The sequence below is a fragment of the Pelagibius sp. genome (assembly GCF_965249265.1).
Classification (GTDB): domain Bacteria; phylum Pseudomonadota; class Alphaproteobacteria; order Kiloniellales; family Kiloniellaceae; genus Pelagibius.
In genome coordinates, this window is record NZ_OZ252224.1 from 4,263,405 (window position 1) to 4,282,028 (window position 18,624).

An 18,624-nucleotide genomic window follows, 5' to 3' on the forward strand; every position below is an offset into this window, starting at 1 on the left:
GGCCTAGCTGGCGTCGACGGTAACGAAGATATCGACATCGACCCTGACCGTCGCATTGCTGAGCGTATAGGTGGTCAGACCATTGGATGTTGCACCCTCGGTCCAATTGCCGACGAGATTGACCAAATCCGATGCTCCGCTGTTGCTGTTGCCATCCCCGAGGATGGTCAACTCGCTGCTGGGGCCTGTATCCGTAATATCCAGCACTTCTGCCAAGTTTAGAACGATGGCGTCGTTGGTTTCGCCGTCGGTCACGTCAAGGACTTCGAAACCGCCCCAGTTATCGGCCAGTTGGATGAAGTCCGCCACCCCGTCAATCAACAGGGTGTCCATGTCCCCGAGGTCTCCACCGCCGCTGACTGAGCCGTCCTCGCCATCGAAAACGATCCGGTCGTCACCGGACCCGCCGCTAATCAGATCTCTCCCGGCGCCGCCGTCTATAAAGTCGTTGCCGAAATCGCCAAGTAGGCGGTCATCGCCGAAACCGCCGTAGAGGGAGTCGTCACCGTCGGAAGCACTGAGACCGCCGTAGATGAGATCGTCACCGGCATCGCCAAAGATAAGATCCGCGCCATCACTTCCATTCAGGGTGTCGTCGCCGCCAGCGCCGTAGAGGGTATCATTCCCGGAACCGCCATTGAGGAAGTTCTCGAAACTGTTCCCATCCAGCCTGTTGTCGCTATCGTTGCCAGTGAGGTTAGCGGCACCCGCTGCTTCGACAAGATCCGCGTTCTCGATGTTGTCGAAGCCGGCGCTATTGAAGTTGACGCTAACCGAGGTAAAGACCGTGTCGTTGCCTTCATCGGCCAGTTCGACCAGACTGTCGGAGCCATCGTAGCTGTAACGATCGTCGCCCGTGCCACCATAAAGCGTATCGTTGCCGGCGCCACCGTCCAAGATGTCGTTCCCGGCGCCGCCGTAAAGGGTGTCGTTGCCGCCATTGCCAAGCAGGGTGTTGTCAAAGGTGTTGCCGACCAACCTGTTGTTACCGTCGTCACCTGTCAGGATGCCGGCGTTCGCTGACTGCAACAGCTCCGCGTTCTCGATGTTGGCGAATGCGCTGTCATTGAGATCGACGCTGAAGCTCGCGACCACCGTGTCGTTGCCCTCCCCAGAGAACTCCGTCACGCTGTCAAATTCGTCGATGATCAGGCGGTCGTTGCCCTGGCCGCCGTAGAGCGCGTCGGCGCCCGCGTCGCCGAACAAACTGTCGTCCCCACCGCCGCCATAGAGCGTGTCGTTACCGTCCCGCCCGCCAATCTGGTTGCCGAAGCTGTTGCCGGTCAGAATGTTGGCATTCTCATCACCCTCCAGGCGCTCGGCAACCGCCGCGTTCTGCAACTCCGCGTTCTCGATGTGATCGTATATCGCCTCTCTCAGATCGATGTTGAAATTCGCGACAACCGTGTCGCTGCCTTCCCCGGCAAACTCGAAGATTCTGTCGTCGCCGTCGATAATCAGACGGTCGTCGCCCACCCCGCCATAGAGGGTGTCATCGTCGAAGCTGCCGTCGAGAGTGTCGGACCCCTCACCGCCCAGCAGAGTATCCTCGCCGGACCCACCAATAAGAACATCGTCGTCGGCTTCACCGAGAAGGACGTCGTCACTGCCACCGCCGTCGAGCCTGTCGCCGCCATCACCACCAAGCAAAGTATCGATACCTGCACCGCCATACAGGTGATCGCCATCTTCTCCGCCGATCAGCGTGTCGTCTCCTGCGCTGCCGCGGAGCGTGTCGCTCCCCTCCTCACCAATCAGCCTGTCGTTACCTTGGTCACCATAGAGAACGTCATTGTTCTCTCCGCCGAGTAACAGATCATCGTCATCACTACCGACCAGCGTGTCGTCACCGGCACCGCCCAACAGGGTATCGTCACCGGCATCACCGAACAGAAGATCGTCGCCCTCGTCGCCAAAAAGCGTGTCGCTGCCTTCGCCGCCGTAAAGAGTATCGCCGCCTTCGCCGCCGTAGAGCAGATCGTTACCGTTGCCACCTCTCGCATTGTCGGCTCCATCGCCGCCATACAGCGTGTCGCTGTTATCGTCCCCTGTCATATTATCGTTGCCGCCGCCGCCGTACAGCAGGTCGTCATCATCCCCGCCATTCAGCTGGTCGCCCGCATCGCCGCCGAGCAACGTGTCGTCGCCGCTCTCGCCCTGCAATACCGTAAATGCACCGCCGCCGCCGACTATGTAATCATCACCTGCGTCGCCGGAGAGGACCGCAAAGCCGGGGGCCGCAATAATGATCTCGTCCGGGGCTGAACCGGCAACCCGCGAACCAGCTAGGGATTCAACATCCACCCTGAAGCGACTCTCCTCACCAAGGGCGTTGCGGACAGTGTAGACAAAACTGCCGGTCGTCGGGCCACTGGTATCGGCGACGAAGTTCACCGCATCAAATTCATTATCTTCGTCGGTGTCGACCAGTTCGGCTGTGCCGCCGGCGGCGTCCGAAACGGCGATGATCGATAGGGCCGCCGCGCCGCCCGACAACAGGGCCGCGAAGGGCACCACGATCGGTGAGCCATCCGCGATGTTGCTCAGCACCGGCTTACCCGGGGCCGCCGGGGGCTGGAGCACGCCGTCGACATCGACCAGCCGATTGAAGTTCTTCACAGCGATATCGAATATGCTGTCGCCGTCCAGGTCGAAGAACCCTTCAACATCGTTGTCGCCATTGTCCTGAATGAAACGCTGCAGACGGCGGAGTTCGTCTAGACCTATGGCATTGGGTGCGGGGCCGAAGCTTATCTCCAGGACATCGTTGCCGCTGCCGCCATCAAGCGTGTCAAAAGAACGGTTCGAATTGCCCGCTCCAACCCTATGGACCACGACGTCATCACCTGCGCCGGCGTCGACGGAATCGTTGCCGGCCCCGCCGTCCAGAGTGTCGGCCTCGCCGCCGCCGTTCAGCGTGTCGTCACCATCCAGGCCCAGCAGTTGATTGGCGCCGCTGTTACCAGTCAGCGCATTGTCCAGAGCATTGCCGGTACCATCGACATCGTCGGTGCCGGTCAGCACCAGGTTCTCCATATCGCCGCTGAGTACGGCGGTGGTCTCGCTATAGAGCGTGTCCCTGCCGTCGCCGCCAAGGAGCGTGTCGTCGCCATCGACGCCGTAGAACACGTCGTCGCCCAACCCGCCATAGAGCAGGTTCGCGCCCGCGCCGCCAGTGAGGGTATCGTCGTCGGCGCCGCCGTGGAGCGTGTCGCTGCCCTGGTCGGCGGTCAGGCTGTCATTGCCGCTGTCCCCGTACAACAGGTCATCGCCGTCCCCGCCGATCAGCGTGTCCGCGCCGTCGCCGCCGTAGAGCGTATCGCTATTGGTGCCGCCGTCCAGGTTGTCGGCACCCTCGCCGCCGTAAAGAAGATCAGCGCCTGTGGCACCACCGACCAGCGTGTCATTACCGAGGCCGCCATAGAGCGTGTCGTTGCCGCCGTCGCCGTTGAGGAGATTGTCATTGTCGTTGCCGGTGATCGTGTTGGCACGAAGACCGCCGCGGCCCGAGATCGCCTCTCCAACCAACTCCAGATTCTCGATGTTGCGGCGGTTTGCTTGGTCGGTACGGAAGCTAAAGTTGACCGAACTGATCACCGTGTCGGTGCCGGCACCCTCCTGCTCAACCAGCGTTTCGGCGTTGCTGTCGACAATGTAGACATCGTCGCCGAGGTTGCCGAACAGGGTGTCAGTGCCCAAGCCGCCATATAGCGTATCGTCGCCGTCGCCGCCGAACAGGTCGTCGTCCCCCTCGCCGCCATAGAGCAGGTCGTTGTCCGCGCCGCCGAACAAGCGTTCGCCTTGCGAGCCGCCGTAGAGCGTGTCGTCACCATCGTTGCCCTGCAGCTCGCTTGCCGCACTGGAGCCGACGATGAAATCGTTTCCTCCCGAGCCTTGCTGGCTTGTGGCAGCGCTGGGGCCCGCAATGATGATCTCATCCGCATCAGAAGCGCGGATAAAGCCCGGGCCGCGAAGGCTGATGCCCACGGTTGCGCTGAGGTCGTTGAAGCCGTCGGAGGCAAGGTAGGTGAAGCCGGCTGCGCCACTGCCGGCGTCGGCGATGAAGCGCACGGCATCGAACACACCGTCGCCGTCGGTATCGACCAGCTCCGCCGTGCCGCCGGTGACGCTCTCAACATCGACGACGGTCAGGGTCTCGCTGTCGTCGGACAGCAGGGCGGCAAAAGGAATGTCGATGGCCGAACCGCGGGGGATATTGGTCAGCACCCGGTCGTCGGCGGCCTGCGGATCTTCGATACCGCCGACGACGACCGTCAGCGCCTCGACGTCCTGAACCGTCATATCGGCAATGCCGTCGCCGTTCAGATCGAAGCTATCGGAGAGGCCGTTGTCCCCGCCGGCGGCGGCGTTGTCTTCAATGAAGGCCTGCAGCCGTTGCAGTTCCGCCAGGACCAGACCCTCGGGCCTGCCTTCAAAGGTCAGCGCCAGAGTGTCGAAGCCCTCGCCACCGGAGAGGGTATCGTGGCTGTCGCCGGCCTCGACATCGTGGCGCAGCAGGTCGTCATCGGCGCCGCCGTCCAGGGAATCGCTTCCTGCGCCGCCTTCCAGGGTGTCATCGCCGCCGTTGCCAGCCAGCGTGTCGTCACCCTCCAGGCCGCTGAGCGCATTATCGGCGTCGTTGCCGGTCAGGCTGTTGTTCTCATCATTGCCGGTGCCGTCGATAGCGGCATCTCCGGTCAGTTCAAGGTTTTCGAGGGCCTCGCCCAGGGTATAGGTGATGGAGGCCTTCACCGTGTCGGTGCCTTCGCCCGGGTCTTCGATCACCACGTCGTCGAGGCTGTCGACGATGTAACAATCGTCACCCGCACCGCCGACCAGGGTATCCGCGCCGCCGCCGCCGATCAGGGTGTCGTTGCCGTCCTGGCCGCTCAGCAGGTTGTCGCCGCCGTTGCCGGTCAGGCTGTTGTCCAGGTCGTTGCCGGTACCGTCCACGTTGTCGCCGCCGGTCAGCACCAGGTTTTCGATGCCCGGGCCCAGCACGGTTGCAATGGCACTGAAGATGGTGTCGTTGCCGCCGCTGTCGGTGACGTCGTCATCGCCGTCGACGCCGTAAAAGGCGTCGTCCCCAAGGCCGCCGTAAAGGAGATCGGCCCCCTCGCCGCCATAGAGGCTGTCGTTGCCGCCGCCACCGTAGAGCGTGTCGTCACCATCGGCGCCGTAGAGCAGGTCGTCGTCGCCGGTCGTGGGGTCGGGATCGTCGGGGGCATCGCCGTAGATCAGGTCGCCGTCGGCACCGCCGTAGAGCGTGTCCTGGCTGCCCTCATCGCCGATCAGGGTATCCGCACCGCCGTCCCCATAGAGCGCGTCATTGCCGCTGCCACCGTCGAGGAAATCATCCCCGGCGCCACCATAGAGCGTATCGTCTCCGCCGCCGCCGTAGAGGGTGTCGTCGCCATCGGCGCCATAAAGCAGGTCGTCGCCGCCGGTCGTGGCGTCGGGATCGTCGGGGGCATCGCCATAGATCAGGTCACCGTCGGCGCCGCCATAGAGCGTGTCCTGGCTGCCCTCATCGCCGATCAGGGTGTCCGCACCGCCGTCCCCATAGAGCGCGTCGTTGCCGAGGCCGCCCTCGAGGAAGTCGTCCCCCTCGCCGCCATAGAGCGTATCGTCACCGGCACCGCCGTAGAGGTGATCGTTATCGTCGCCGCCGTCAATGAAGTCGTCACCGCCGATGCCGTCATCGGAATCGCTGCTGTCGCCGTAGATCGTATCGCTGCCGACCCCGCCATAGAGCGTGTCGTCGCCGCCGGCGATGTTCAGTTCCGCCGTGGTGCCGCCCAGTGCCAGCACATCGCCGGCGATCAGGTCATTACCGGCCCCGCCCCGGATCGAATCGTCGCCGCCGCCGTTCACCACCGCGGAACCGACGGGGCCGTCTGCCAGCGCATCGCCGGAAATGGTGTCGTTGCCCGCACCGCCGTCGATGGTATCGCTGCCCGCGACACCGCCGTCACTGGCGGTATTGGTCACCGTGGCCGATACGGTGTCGTCATCTTCGGCCGCCAGGGCGTCGCCGGCCAGTGCATCGCCGGCGATGAGGTCGTTGCCCGCACCGGTGACGATGCTGTCGTTGCCGGCCCGGCTGCCGGCCCCATCGGCTGTGTTCTCGGTCAGGGCAGTAACAAGCTCACTGAAGGAAACAGTGTTAGGCACCCAAACCATAGCGTCGCCAGCGACGACCTTGGCGCCGTCGCCGCCCCGAATGATGTCGTTGCCGGCTTCGGCCCGCGCCGAAGCGGCGTCCTCACCCTCGACGGTTGCTGTATTGATGGCTCCGGCTTCACCGATACCGGCGCCGAAGGCCAGCGCATCACCCGCAACGAAGCCTTCTCCGTTGCCAATGCCAATATCATCGTTGCCCGATCGTGCAACAGAGGAACCTGCTTCACCTCTGCTTGCTACGGCAGTGTTCTCCGCGATGGCCTTGGTATCTGACAAACCAAATATCGACACACTCAAGGCGTCGCCGGCGATGAGCGACTCCTCGCGGCCCGTCTCGGCGTTCAACGGCAGGGCGAGGCGGTCGTTGCCGGCCGACGCTTGGCCGTCGCCGAACACGCCGGCTGTCGCCTCTGTCGAGTTGGTCACGAAAGCCGTGCTGGAGAAGGGGCTCACAGCAGCCAGGGCATCTCCGGCGATCCAGCCGCCGTCCCCAAGACCGATAATGGTGTCGTCGCCGGCTTTGGCCTCGCCGCCGAATCCGCTCACATCCGCAACATTGGTCAGCAATGCGGGACCGCCGACAGCGAAGCTGCCACCAGAGGCGAAAAACCTGTCACTACCGGAGGCACCGAAAAGAATGAGATCGTTGCCGGTACCGGCTGCTGCATAACCATCGCTGGTGTTGGCCGTATTCGTCGCCGCGACACCGCTGCTCTGCCCAAAATCCTCACCGGCGATAACCAGGAACTCTGCATCGTCGCCGTAGATGACGTCATTGCCGGCCCCGCCGACGAGGACATCATCGTTGGGACCGCCGCCGCTGGAGAGCGTGTCGTCACCGCCGCCGCCAAAGAGGCTGTCGTCCCCATCGCCACCGTAGAGCAGGTCGTCGTCGCCGCTCTGCGGGTTGGCATCGTCGGGGGTGTCGCCGTAGATCAGGTCGTTGTCGGCGCCGCCATAGAGCGTGTCCTGGCTGCCCTCGCCACCGATCAGGGTGTCCTCGCCCGCCTCTCCATAGAGCAGGTCGTTGCCGACCCCACCGTCGAGGAAGTCGTTTCCCGCACCGCCGTAGAGATCGTCGTGGCAGAAGCCGCCATAGAGGCTGTCGTTGCCACCGAAGCCAAAGACGGTGTCGTTGCCGGCGCCGCCGTCGAGGTTCTCAGCGGTGTCGTCGCCTTCGATCCGCTCTGCGCCGAGTTCGCAGAGATCCTCGACGACCTCACCGTCGACGATAATCTCGACCTCTTCCCAGTCGGCCACGGTGATGTCGTCGACGCCGTCGCCGTCCAGATCGAAGCTGTTGTCGGCAAAGCCGTTGGTGACGTTCCCCCAGGAGGCACCACCGAAATCGAGCGGGTCACGGTCCGCCGCCGGGTCGCTGAAGAAACCCAGCAGAGCCACCATCTCCAGCAACTCGTTGAGCGCAAGGTCGTTCGGTAGCACGTCGTAGGTGACCACCAGCTTGTCCAGGCCCAGGCCGCCGTCATAGAGGTTGCCCGTGCCTTGCGCCGCCGCATCGGCGACGTAGAGACCGGTATCGTCACCGGCGCCGCCGTCGACGCTGTCATCACCATCGCCGCCGTCGAGAAAATCGTTGTCGAGGCCACCGGAGACGACGTCACTACCGGCATCGCCATAGAGCGTATCGGCGCCGGAATCACCGGACAGCGTGTCGGCCCCGCCGCCGCCATAGAGCGTGTCGTCGCCACCCTCGCCGTGGAGCAGATCGTCATCGCCGCTGGTTGGGTCGAGATCGTCTGGCGTGTCGCCGTAGATCAGGTCACCGTCGGCACCGCCGTAAAGCGTGTCCTGGCTGCCCTCGCCACCGACAAGGGTGTCGATCCCGTCACCGCCATAGAGCGCATCGCTGTTGCCCCCGCCGTCGAGGAAGTCCTCACCGGCGCCGCCATAGAGGACGTCGTCACCAATACCGCCGTATAGATCGTCATCGCCGCCGATGCTGTCGTCGGCATCGTTGCTGTCGCCATAGAGCGTATCGTTGCCGTCGCCGCCGTAGAGCGTGTCGTTGCCGCCGGCGTTGTTGAGTTCCGCCGTGGCTCCGCCCAGGGCCAGCACGTCGCCGGCGATCAGGTCGTCGCCGGCGCCGCCCAGGATCGAATCGTCGCCGCCGCGGTTCACCACCGCAGAACCGGAAACACCGTCCGCCAGCGCATCGCCGGAAATCGTGTCGTTGCCGCCCCCGGCCACGATGGTGTCTCTGCCGGCCACGCCGCCATCGCTGGCGGCGTTGGTTACGGTAGCGAAGGCGCCACCGCCGACGTTGATCGCCAGCGCGTCGCCGGCAAGGATGTCGGCGTCGTCTCCGGCTGAAATGGAGTCGTTACCGGCGTCGCTACGCCCTACGCCCGCCGTATTATCCGCCGTATTATCGGCGATCGCTGTGGCGGTACCGCCGGGCGAGAAACTGATCGCCGCGGCATCGCCGGACACCCGGTTGCTGCCGCCAGCGACAAGAATCTCGTCGTTACCCGCCAAACCCTTCACAGTCGCCGCGTTCGAGACCATGGCCATGGCATTGCCGCCGGCACTTACCGCCAAGGCGTCACCGGCCACGTCATCGTTACCACTACCACCGCCAAGATCGGAGGCTATGGAGTCATTGCCCGCACTTCCAGGGCCGAGATTGGCAGCGCTGACAGTCGCCTCGTTGGTCTGTATCGCCGTGGCGCCGGCAGCGCCGATCGCCAGAGCGCCGCCGGAGATGGTGTCGTTACCCGCGGCCGCTTCAATGGTATCGCGGCCGGCAATACCGACGTCCTCGGCGCTGTTGCTGCCACGGGCATCGGCTGATCCAACGGTGGAAATCGCCTGAGCATCACCGGCCAGCACGTTGTTGCCTCCGCCGGCCTCGATGCTGTCGTTATCGGCATCGCTCCCGAAACCGGTGGCGACGTTGGTCTGCCGGGCGGTGGCCATAGTGGCGCCGATCGCCTGGGCGCCGCCGGAAATGCTGTCGCCGTCATCACCCGCGATGATCGTGTCGCCGCCCGCATTTAGGCGGAAACCAATCTCACCGTTGCTGTCCGCCGTATTGTCGCCATAGGCCGTGGCGACACCGCCGGAGGAAACTGCCTGGGCATCGCCGGCGACCTGGTTGGCCCCGGCGCCGGCATCGATACCGTCTCTACCGGCTTCGCTTCCTTGACCGTCCGCGGCGTTGACCTGCCGGGCTTCAGCGGAGATCCCGCCGATTGCCTGGGCATCGCCGGAAACCCAATCCGCCGCCCCGCCGGTGGTGATGTTGTCGCTGCCGGCCTTGGCATTGACATTCGAGGCGGAACTGTTGCCAACAGCCGAGGCCGTGCCGGCATCGGAAATTGCCTGGACATCGCCCGCCACCCGATTGGCGCCATCGCCGAGATCGATATCGTCGCCAGCGGCGACACCGTTCAGCGCTGTGTTCGTCTGGGTCGCCGTCGCCGAAGTCCCGCCGATTGCCTGAACATCGCCGGAAACCCAGTCTGGCGCCCCGCCAGCGGTGATGCCGTCGTTGCCGGCTCTGTTACCGAGTTCCAAGGCGAAATTGTCGCCAACAGCCGAGGCCGTCCCGGTATCGGAGATCGCCTGGGCATCGCCCGCCACCCGGTTGCCGCCGCCACCGGCCGCGATCACGTCGTTGCCGGCCTTGGGGGCGCGGTTGGGACCCTCCGCATGGTTGGTTTGGCTGGCCACGGCCGCGACCCCGCCGATCGCCTGCGCGCCGCCGGAGATACTGTCCGCACCCTCCGCCGAGGTGATGCTATCGCCACCGACCGCGGCGCTCTGTCCGGCAAAATTGGCGCCGGTCGCCGTGGCCGTACCGGCGGCGATGGCCTGGGCGTCACCCGCCACCCGGTCGCCTGTAAGATCAAACCCAGCGGTAGCGATGACATCGCTGCCTAGGGAGTCACCGCTGAAGATGCTGTCGCCGTTCTCGGCCGTCGCCGTGGCGTTGCCGCCGGTCGAAATCGCCTGGGCGTCGCCGGCCACCACGTCATCGCCGCCTTCGACCTCACCGCCAGCGTCCGCGGTGATGGAATCGTTGCCGGCAGAGCCACGGCCGTCCGGCGTCAGGTTGGCCTGCTTGGCCACAGCCTCGCCTTCCGCGACTGCCTGAGCGCCACCGGAAACGGTATCGTCGCCGCTGCCGGCGATCATCGTGTCGTTGCCCGCCTGGCCGGCGCGGACGTCCACGGTGTTGGTAGCGCTGGCGGTTGCCGTGGCGCCGTCGCCGACACCGATCGCCTGGGCTTCGCCGGCCAGAAGGTTGTCTCCTTCTCCGGCCTGAAGAGAGTCGTTGCCGGCGCGCCCCAGCCCGCCGGCGGCATTGGTCTGCTCGGCTGTCGCGTTCACGCCTTTCGCCAGCGAACCGCCGGAGATGGTGTCGTTACCGGCGCCGGCGAGGATGGTGTCGTTGCCTGCCTCGATATCGCCTTGTCGCCGTCCGTTGTTGCCATTGGCTGTGTTCTTTGCGGAGGCTTTGGCGTCATAACCCCGGGCCAGCGACTCGCCGGCGACCAAGTCGCCCTGCTCGGCGCTACCAGTGAAGATCAAATCGCTGCCGGCGCTCGTCGCCTGCCCGCGCTCATTGCTCACCGTGTTGTCGGTGCTGGCCTCGGCCAGCCCGTTCTCGCTATCGGCGAAGGCTGCCGAATCACCGGCGATGGCATCGTCGCCGTTGCCGCCGTTGGCACCATCGAAACCATCGATACCGACCTGGATTACATAATCGCCGGTCTCTCGGCCATCGTTATCGACCGTACCGCCATCATTGACGTCGTTACCGCTGCTGACGATTCCGAAGTAATAGACGCCGTCGGCAGGCACGACGAAGGTCAGTAAGGAATCGTACTCACTGCCGTCAAAATCCGACGATCCCGGGTCCAGCGCTTCGCCGGAATCTTCGTTATCGGCAATGACGTTGCCGTCGGCATCCAGCAGCCATACCGCCGGATCGAAGCCATCGCCCTGGCCCCAGGCGAAATCGACATCCAGGGTGAGGATCTCGCCGGCCTTCAGCTCGACACGGTAGAAGTCGACATCGTTCTCCTCGTTGATCTTGCCTTCGATCCGCACCCGGGGATCGCTGTCGTCACCGACCGTCGCATCAGGCGCAACGCCGAAGTCGGCGCGCGCGATGACCTGGGCTGTTGCCAGCGTGCCGTTCACATCGACATGATCGCCGTCGGCCGGAAGCTCGACCCCCCCACCGTCGTCGCCGCTGGGCTCAAAACCGGTGTCGCCATCCACAATCGTCGCCGGCCCGCCGGGGTTACCGGCTTCGGCAGGAACCTGATCGGCACGGATCACGTCATTGCCGGCCGAGCCATCATCGCCGGCGATATTGCTGCTGTAGGCCTTGGCGTCGAAGCCCTCGGCAAAAGAATCGCCGGCGACGGCGTCATTGCCGTTCCCGGCCCCGATCGTGTCATCGCCGGCCTTGCTGCCTTCCTCATCGACTTTGTTGAAGGTGTTGGCCTTGGCCTGAGAGACCGAGATCTCCATCGCGTCGCCGGCAGCCCGATTGTCGCCCGCACCGGCATCGATATCGTCGCTGCCCGCGGTACCTTCATCTACAGCGGTATTGTGGGTGTTGGCAGTCTGGATTTCAGCGCCGCCGCCGATGACGGTCTCACCGGGGCCGGTTACGATCACCAGGGAGTCGCCGGAGATGATATCGCTGCCGTCGCCGGCGTCGATGCTGTCATAACCGGCGGAGCCGCTGTCTGCATTGTTGCGGGTTTCGGCGGACGCAGAGCTACCCCATGCCAGAGCATCGCCGGCCACGGTATTCTTGCCGACTCGGGCGTCGATCACATCATTGCCGGCCACGTCCTCCGCGCGGTCGCTGCGGTTCTGGCTGATGGCCGTCGCCGAAGAGGCATCCCCCCCGGCGCTTGCATCCGCCAGCGCATCGCCGGCGATCCAGTCATCGCCGGCTCCGCCGTCGATGGTATCGCTGCCGGTCGCCGCCGTGCTCTCGCCGTCCCGCAAACCAAGATTATAAGCCGTCGCCTCCGCGGTGCCCGACGATCCTTCACCGGTGATGATCGCCGCTGCATCGCCCGCGATCCTGTCGTTGCCCGCGCCACCGTCGAGAACATCGTTGGCGAAACCCCGGTCGGTCGCGCCCGTCCCATCCGGCGGACGGACGACGCTGTTGTCGGAATAGCTCACCGCCCGGGCGCTTTCGGCACCGGTCGCCAGGGCATCGCCGGAAACCGCGTCATGGCCGTTGCCGGCGACGATGGTGTCGTTGCCACCCAGCACCGCGATAGCCGCGCTGCCATCCTGGGCAACCGCCCCTGGAATGGAATCCACGTTGTTCAGCGCATCGCCGGCAATGGCATCGCTGCCGGCGTGATCGGGATCGTCGTCCGGCAAACCACCGATCTCTTCCGAGCCGTCGCCGTAGATCTCATCGTCGCCGCTGCCGCCTTCCAGGGAATCGTTGCCCTGGCCGCCGATCAAATAGTCTCCCCCGGCGCCGCCGTAGAGCGCATCGTCGCCGGCCTCACCGAACAGAAAGTCGTTGTGATCGTTAAACAGCGGTGTGTGGCTGAGATCAGCAGTATCCTCGCCGCCCAGCACCCCGGAATCCAGAACCTGCTGGAACTGGTTCTGTGCCTTGGCGCCCTGCTCCGCGCGCAGCGCTTGCGAGCCGCCGTAGAGCGAATCCCCGCCCTCGGCACCTAAAAGGAAATCCGGGCCGCCGCCGCCTTCAAGGACATCGCCCCCAACATCCGCCGCCTGCAGATAGTCCTGACCGGCCAGGGGGTCCGGGTTGTCCTGGTCCGGATTCAGGTCGTCGTTCAACGGGTCCTTGGCATTGGCGTCGCCCGCCGCCGACTCGTCATCCGCGTTGAGGTCGTTGAGACGCCCGTCGGTGGGAACCGTCCCGGTAGTCCAGTCGCCCTGAGTGTCGCTGTCGTCGCCATCAACCCGTGCGAAGATACGATGGCCGCCGGTCAAGCGGCCGTTGAAGGTCTCGAAGTTCAGGTTCAGCAGTGGAGAGCCGAAGCCGTCAGGCGCGCTGGCAAAGCCCGGATCGGTCAATCCGTCCAAGTCTTCCTGGGCCAGATTGGCGGCAAAGGTATCGAGAGAGCTGGTGGCCCCTTCCGCGTTCGTGAACACCAGGTTCACCGCAATGCCTTCCGTAGTGTCCGCGCCCAGATCCCAGAAAACCTGAGCCGGGATCTCCAGGCCGCCGACGACGCTGCCCTCGGCATCGAAGATCCGCACCACCACGGTCTCAAGCCCATCGCCGAGGCCGTCACCGGCAAGCTGATAGAAAACCGCGAAACCGCCGGCGGGGATCGTGATACCGTCCGGCACCGCAAAGGAGACGACGTCGCCGGCGGGATTGAGAAGCTCGACCACCAGGCTCTCGGTCGAAACCGCTTCGCCGCCGTTGCTCCGCAGTTCGATGAAATTGTAGGCCTCAAGCAACGCGGCGGCCGGGACCGCCGGTTCAGCGTCCGGCAGATCAGGAAGGGCCATCTCGACCGACAGGCCGATCTCGTTGATCAGCAACGACGGCGGCGGCGGCAGGGCTTCCGGATCGGCAAGCAGCTCGATCGCATCGGCGGCAACCTCGAGCACACCGAATTCCAGCTCCGTTCCTTCGAGCACATCCGCCGTAGCCCCCGGCAGATCGATGGTTTCACCCAGATTGTCGTTATAGGCGGTTGCACCGCCGCCCTGAGCCCCTGGGCCGGCGGCGGTCTCAAGACTGGCGTCACCGGTTTCGGCCAGCGCCAGCGCCTGACTAATCAATACGTCCGCATCGATCTCGACGCCGGCAAGCGTAAAACTCGGCGCCTCACCGCTTTCCGCCAAGGTGACCAGATCGAGGAAAACGATCTGGCTGTCGGGTGCGCCGTCGCCATCGTCGTCGAAAGTCAGGATGAAGTCCGCGCCGGCAATCCGAACCTGGGCGGTCTCCGGCGAAAAGGTCAAGTTGTAGGTCTGCCCGGCCCTCGCCTGAATCTCTACAGACTGCCCGGGTCGACTACGTGAAACATCCATTGTCTCCGCCGCCTGGCCAAGACTGGCGATGCTGGCATCACCCCCAGCAATGTCATTGCCTTTGATGGATTTAGAGTCTTCAACAGGTTTGGGCCCGGTGTCTTCCTGACTCTCCTGCGCGCGGATAAGGTCGTCCGTCATCGCCGCTCTCCCACTTGTCCCCACATACCCCTGCGACAGATGCGAAAACCGGACGTTGGAGGCCGCTTTTCATATCCGTTACATGCGTGATTTCTTAATCACCTGAGTTCTTAGATGTTCCCAAACATCCGGAGCCCGAGCCCCCTTGCGCGCAGGGAGTTTCAGACGCCTGTGTTCCTGTACATCCTCGCCAGCCCGCTGAAATTCTGCCCACGCCAGCGATGCCGCACCTGTGAGTAGAAGCAGGTTTAGTAATTGATTTGAATGGGAAATTTGGAGTTTGACCGATCTACAGGCACCTTTGTCCGAAATGAGTCTTTAGCCCATACAGAGATGTGAGGTTACGATCCATCAACCTTCAGTTAGACTCGAATCACGATGGTAAATTTGCGCGCTACACGGTGGCTGTTTTTCTTGGCAGCGCTCTTTCTTCCGACCGAGCCGGCACGTGCCGATACGGCGCGGGGGAGCGCCGAGGCCTGCACGATTCTCGGCGACGGAACGTCGATGGCCAACAGCCTGTCGGAACGGGCCGATGACAAGTTGAGGCCGCTATGGGCCGACTTCTTTCTCGATCCCACAGGTAAGATCGAGCCGGCCGCCATTGCGGCACAGGCATTCGAAGCCGGACGCTGCGCCCTCTCTTTCCGGGCCCCGCTTCCCGATCAGACTCTCTGGTTCCGCTTCAGCGTCGTCAATGACCACGCTGATGATAAGCAGTGGTTCGTCGCCTTTTTGGAATACATCTTCGATGAGGTGGTGCTGTTCGAACAGCAGCCGGAGGGATTGATCGCCGTATCGCAAAACGGCCGCACGATCCCGGTCCCGGAAAGGGTGAACAATGAGGTCAAGACCGGCTTTCCCCTGAATGTCGGGCCAGGCGAAGAGAAAACCTTTTACCTGCGCATTCGGGGTACCTTCGCCCCCACCATAACCCCCGTCATCATGGCGCCGGACCTGTTCTCGGGTTGGGCGACATTGAGCCTTGTCATGACCGCGGTTTTCCTGGGTTACGTGGCCGCGATCGCCTTCATCAGCCTGATCCTGTTCCGCCATGTCGATGTGCGCTTCTATCAATACTACGCGCTCTACATGGTCTGCTTCTTCGTTTTTTCGTTCATCTATGACGGATGGCTCAGTAACTTTGCCGGCGTCACGCTGCCGGTGACCGTGATGTCACCGTTTCGCGAGTTCATGGCCGGGCTCGGCGTCTTCGCCAACATCCAGTATTGCCGGGTACTGTTGCGGATCGACACGGGCACCCCCAGGCTGAGATGGCTGTTCCTGGCCCTCTCGGGCATTGCCGTCGTCACCACGGGGCTTGCGGTTGTCGACCCCTGGGGCCTCTCCATGCCCTTGCATCTCGCCTTCTTCGCCTGCCCCCTGGTCCTTCTCGGCGTGGCCTTCAAGAGGATCTTTGACGGACTGCCGCAAGCAAAGTTCGTCTTCGGATCCCTGCTCGCCCTGACGGCGGGGCTGTCCACGGCCGTCTACGCCTTTGTGTCTCCAACCGAGATCACACAAGCGGCCTTCGCCTACGACCTCGTTGTCATGCGACCGCTCACCTGGGGATATTATCTCGCTGTTATGGGCGAAACGGCGTTCATGATGGTCGCCATCTCCTCCATGACAAAGGCCGTCAAGACCCAGCGGCAGGCCGCTGTCAGAGAAGTAAAGGCCCTTCGGCGCGACGTGGCTACCGCCGAGCAGCGCCACGCCGAAACCCTGAAGTCCACCGGCGCCAGGATTGAAGCGCTTGAAGCAAGCCTGATCGGGAGTCCTCAGAAGAAACTGCTACCGCCCGCCGATCAACGCTTCGTGGAGGCCGCCACGGAATGCATCCTCGAGCGCCTCGACGAGCCGGGCTTTGGCGCCAGGGAACTGGCAGGCGCCTTGGGCACCAGCGAAAAAACCCTTGGCCGGCGTCTGAAGGGAGCCTGTGACCTGACACCGGCCGCCTTTATCCGGTCGGTTCGCCTGAACTTTGCCCGGGACCTGATTTTGCTGCGCCAGCACAGCACCGTGGCCGAGATTGCCCACGCCGCGGGCTTCTCCAACTCCGGCCACTTTGCCAAGCTTTACCGGCAGGAATTCGGCGAGGCGCCGAGTGAGTCGTTCAGATCCCTGAAGGTGGCCGAATAGCGAAGCCGGCAGGGCCGGTGCCGGCGGCACAGCCCATCTGCCCGGAACTGTTCGGCCTCACCCAGGGATAGCCCGGGGCTGCAGTTGACCGCCCTCTCTCCCGGCCCGCGCGCCGTCTCCGGCCACTGCTTTACCGGATCAGCCTGTTCCTGAGCCGCCTGGACGCTGGTGCCAGGCGAGTTCGCCAGCTTCTTGCATCACCGTCGTTCCCGCAGTTCCTTGAATGATCTGCGCCAGATCGGCCAGAGCCCCGATCGCCGCGATCTTTCCTGTGCGCTCGGCGAAGCGGCAGGCGGCCTCGACTTTCGGCCCCATGGAGCCGGCGGGAAAGGTGTAGGCCTGCATCGCCTTGGGCGTCGCCCGTCTGATCGCCCGGGCCTGCGGCTCGCCCCAGTCGACGTAGACGGCGTCCACATCGGTTGCCATAACGAAGAGATCGGCCTCGAGCTCGCGGGCCAGCAGTTCGCTGGCGAGGTCTTTATCGATGACCGCCTCGGTGCCGGTCAGCTTGCGATCCGCATCGTAGACCGTCGGAATCCCGCCGCCGCCGGCGCAGATGACGATGGCGCGCTGCTCCAGCAGCCAGCGGATCGGCCGGATATCGAAGATCCGCTTGGGCTGCGGTGAGGCAACGACACGCCGCCAGCTATCGCCGTCCTGCTTGATTGACCAGTTTTTTTCCTCGGCGAGCCGGCGCGCCTCTGGGGCTTCGTAGACAGGACCGATGAACTTGGTCGGATTGTCGAAGGCAGGGTCTTCAGGGTCCACTTCGATCATCGTCAGCAGGGTTGCAAAGGACATCTCATCGGGCAGCAGATTGGCCATCTCCTGCTCGATCATGTAGCCGATCATGCCCTCGGTCTGTGCGCCGAGGACGTCCAGCGGGTAAGCCTCGTCCGGCTTGTAGGCCGCCCCCTGCAAAGCAAGCAACCCGACCTGCGGGCCGTTGCCGTGAGAGATGACAAGCGCGTGCTCGCGGGCCAGCGGCGCCATGGCCGCGGCCGCTGCGCGGACGTTCACGCGCTGGTTCTCGGCGGTCAGAGCCTGGCCGCGCCGCAACAGCGCGTTGCCACCAAGAGCGATGACGATGCGCAAGGCTCAGGCCCCTATCGTTGCGACCAGAACGGCCTTGATGGTGTGCATGCGGTTCTCCGCCTGATCGAAAACGATGGAGCGCTCCGACTCGAAAACCTCCTCGGTGACTTCCATGGCATCGAGGCCGTATTCCTCCCGGATCTCTTCACCCACGACGGTCTCCGCATTGTGGAAGGCCGGCAGGCAGTGCATGAACTTGGCGTGACGATTGCCGGTCATCTCCATCACGTCCCGGGTGACCTGATAGGGCCTAAGAAGGTCGATCCGCTGACGCCAGAGGTCCGCCGGCTCGCCCATCGACAGCCAGACATCCGTATAGATGTAATCGCAGCCGCTGACGGCCTCTTCGACATCTTCGGTCAGCGTTACCTGCGCTTTGGTCGTCTCCGCCAGGGCGTTGCACCGCTCAACCAGATCGCTGTTCGGCCACAGCTTCTTCGGCGCGGCCATCCGGATATCCATGCCCAGCTTGGCGGCGCCGATCATCAAAGAATCGCCCATGTTGCTGCCGGCATCGCCCAGGAAACAGAAACTGACATCGGAGAGATGCTTGTGCGTGAACTCCCGCATCGTCAGAAAATCGGCGAGAATCTGGGTCGGGTGGAAGCTGTCGGTAAGGCCGTTCCAAACCGGGACACCGGCGAAGTTGGCCAGGTCTTCGGCGATGTCCTGGCCAAAGCCGCGGTATTCGATGCCATCATAGATGCGGCCCAGTACACGGGCGGTGTCCTTCATGGTCTCCTTGTGACCGATATGGCTGCCGCTGGGACCGAGATAGGTCACCTGGGCCCCTTGATCGTAAGCCGCCACTTCGAAACCGGTCCGGGTGCGTGTCGACGCCTTCTCGAAAATGAGGGCGATGTTCTTGCCGGCCAGACGGCGCTGTTCGTAACCGGCGGCCTTCGCAGCCTTCAGGTCCGCGGCCAGGCGGAGCAGATAGCGGATCTCATCCGGCGTAAAGTCGAGCAGAGTGAGAAAACTCCGCCCCCTCAGATTGATCGGCATGGGCTCTCTCCATGAAGCAAACCAAAATGC

4 protein-coding genes are annotated in these 18,624 nt (G+C 63.9%); 1 reads left to right on the plus strand and 3 read right to left on the minus strand.

What is annotated here, in order from left to right; translation table 11 throughout:
- Positions 1-3: 3 nt before the first annotated feature.
- Positions 4-14,352: a hypothetical protein gene (locus tag ACP146_RS20055; protein WP_422368535.1), complete on the minus strand. Its 14,349-nt coding sequence runs from the start codon at positions 14,350-14,352 to the stop codon at positions 4-6.
- Between the two features lie 414 nt (positions 14,353-14,766).
- On the opposite strand from ACP146_RS20055, the gene ACP146_RS20060 reads away from it, so the two are divergent.
- The gene (locus ACP146_RS20060) at positions 14,767-16,494 is read left to right on the plus strand and encodes a helix-turn-helix domain-containing protein (protein ID WP_422368536.1); all 1,728 of its coding nucleotides are present in this window, start codon (positions 14,767-14,769) and stop codon (positions 16,492-16,494) included.
- 138 nt (positions 16,495-16,632) lie between these two features.
- Here ACP146_RS20060 and arcC read toward each other — a convergent pair whose 3' ends face one another.
- Positions 16,633-17,589 (minus strand): carbamate kinase, encoded by a 957-nt coding sequence (arcC, locus tag ACP146_RS20065; RefSeq protein ID WP_422368537.1) that lies wholly within the window; start codon positions 17,587-17,589, stop codon positions 16,633-16,635.
- 3 nt (positions 17,590-17,592) lie between these two features.
- Entirely contained in the window at positions 17,593-18,594 is a 1,002-nt protein-coding gene (argF, locus tag ACP146_RS20070; protein WP_422368538.1) for an ornithine carbamoyltransferase, read from the minus strand.
- Positions 18,595-18,624 lie beyond the last annotated feature (30 nt).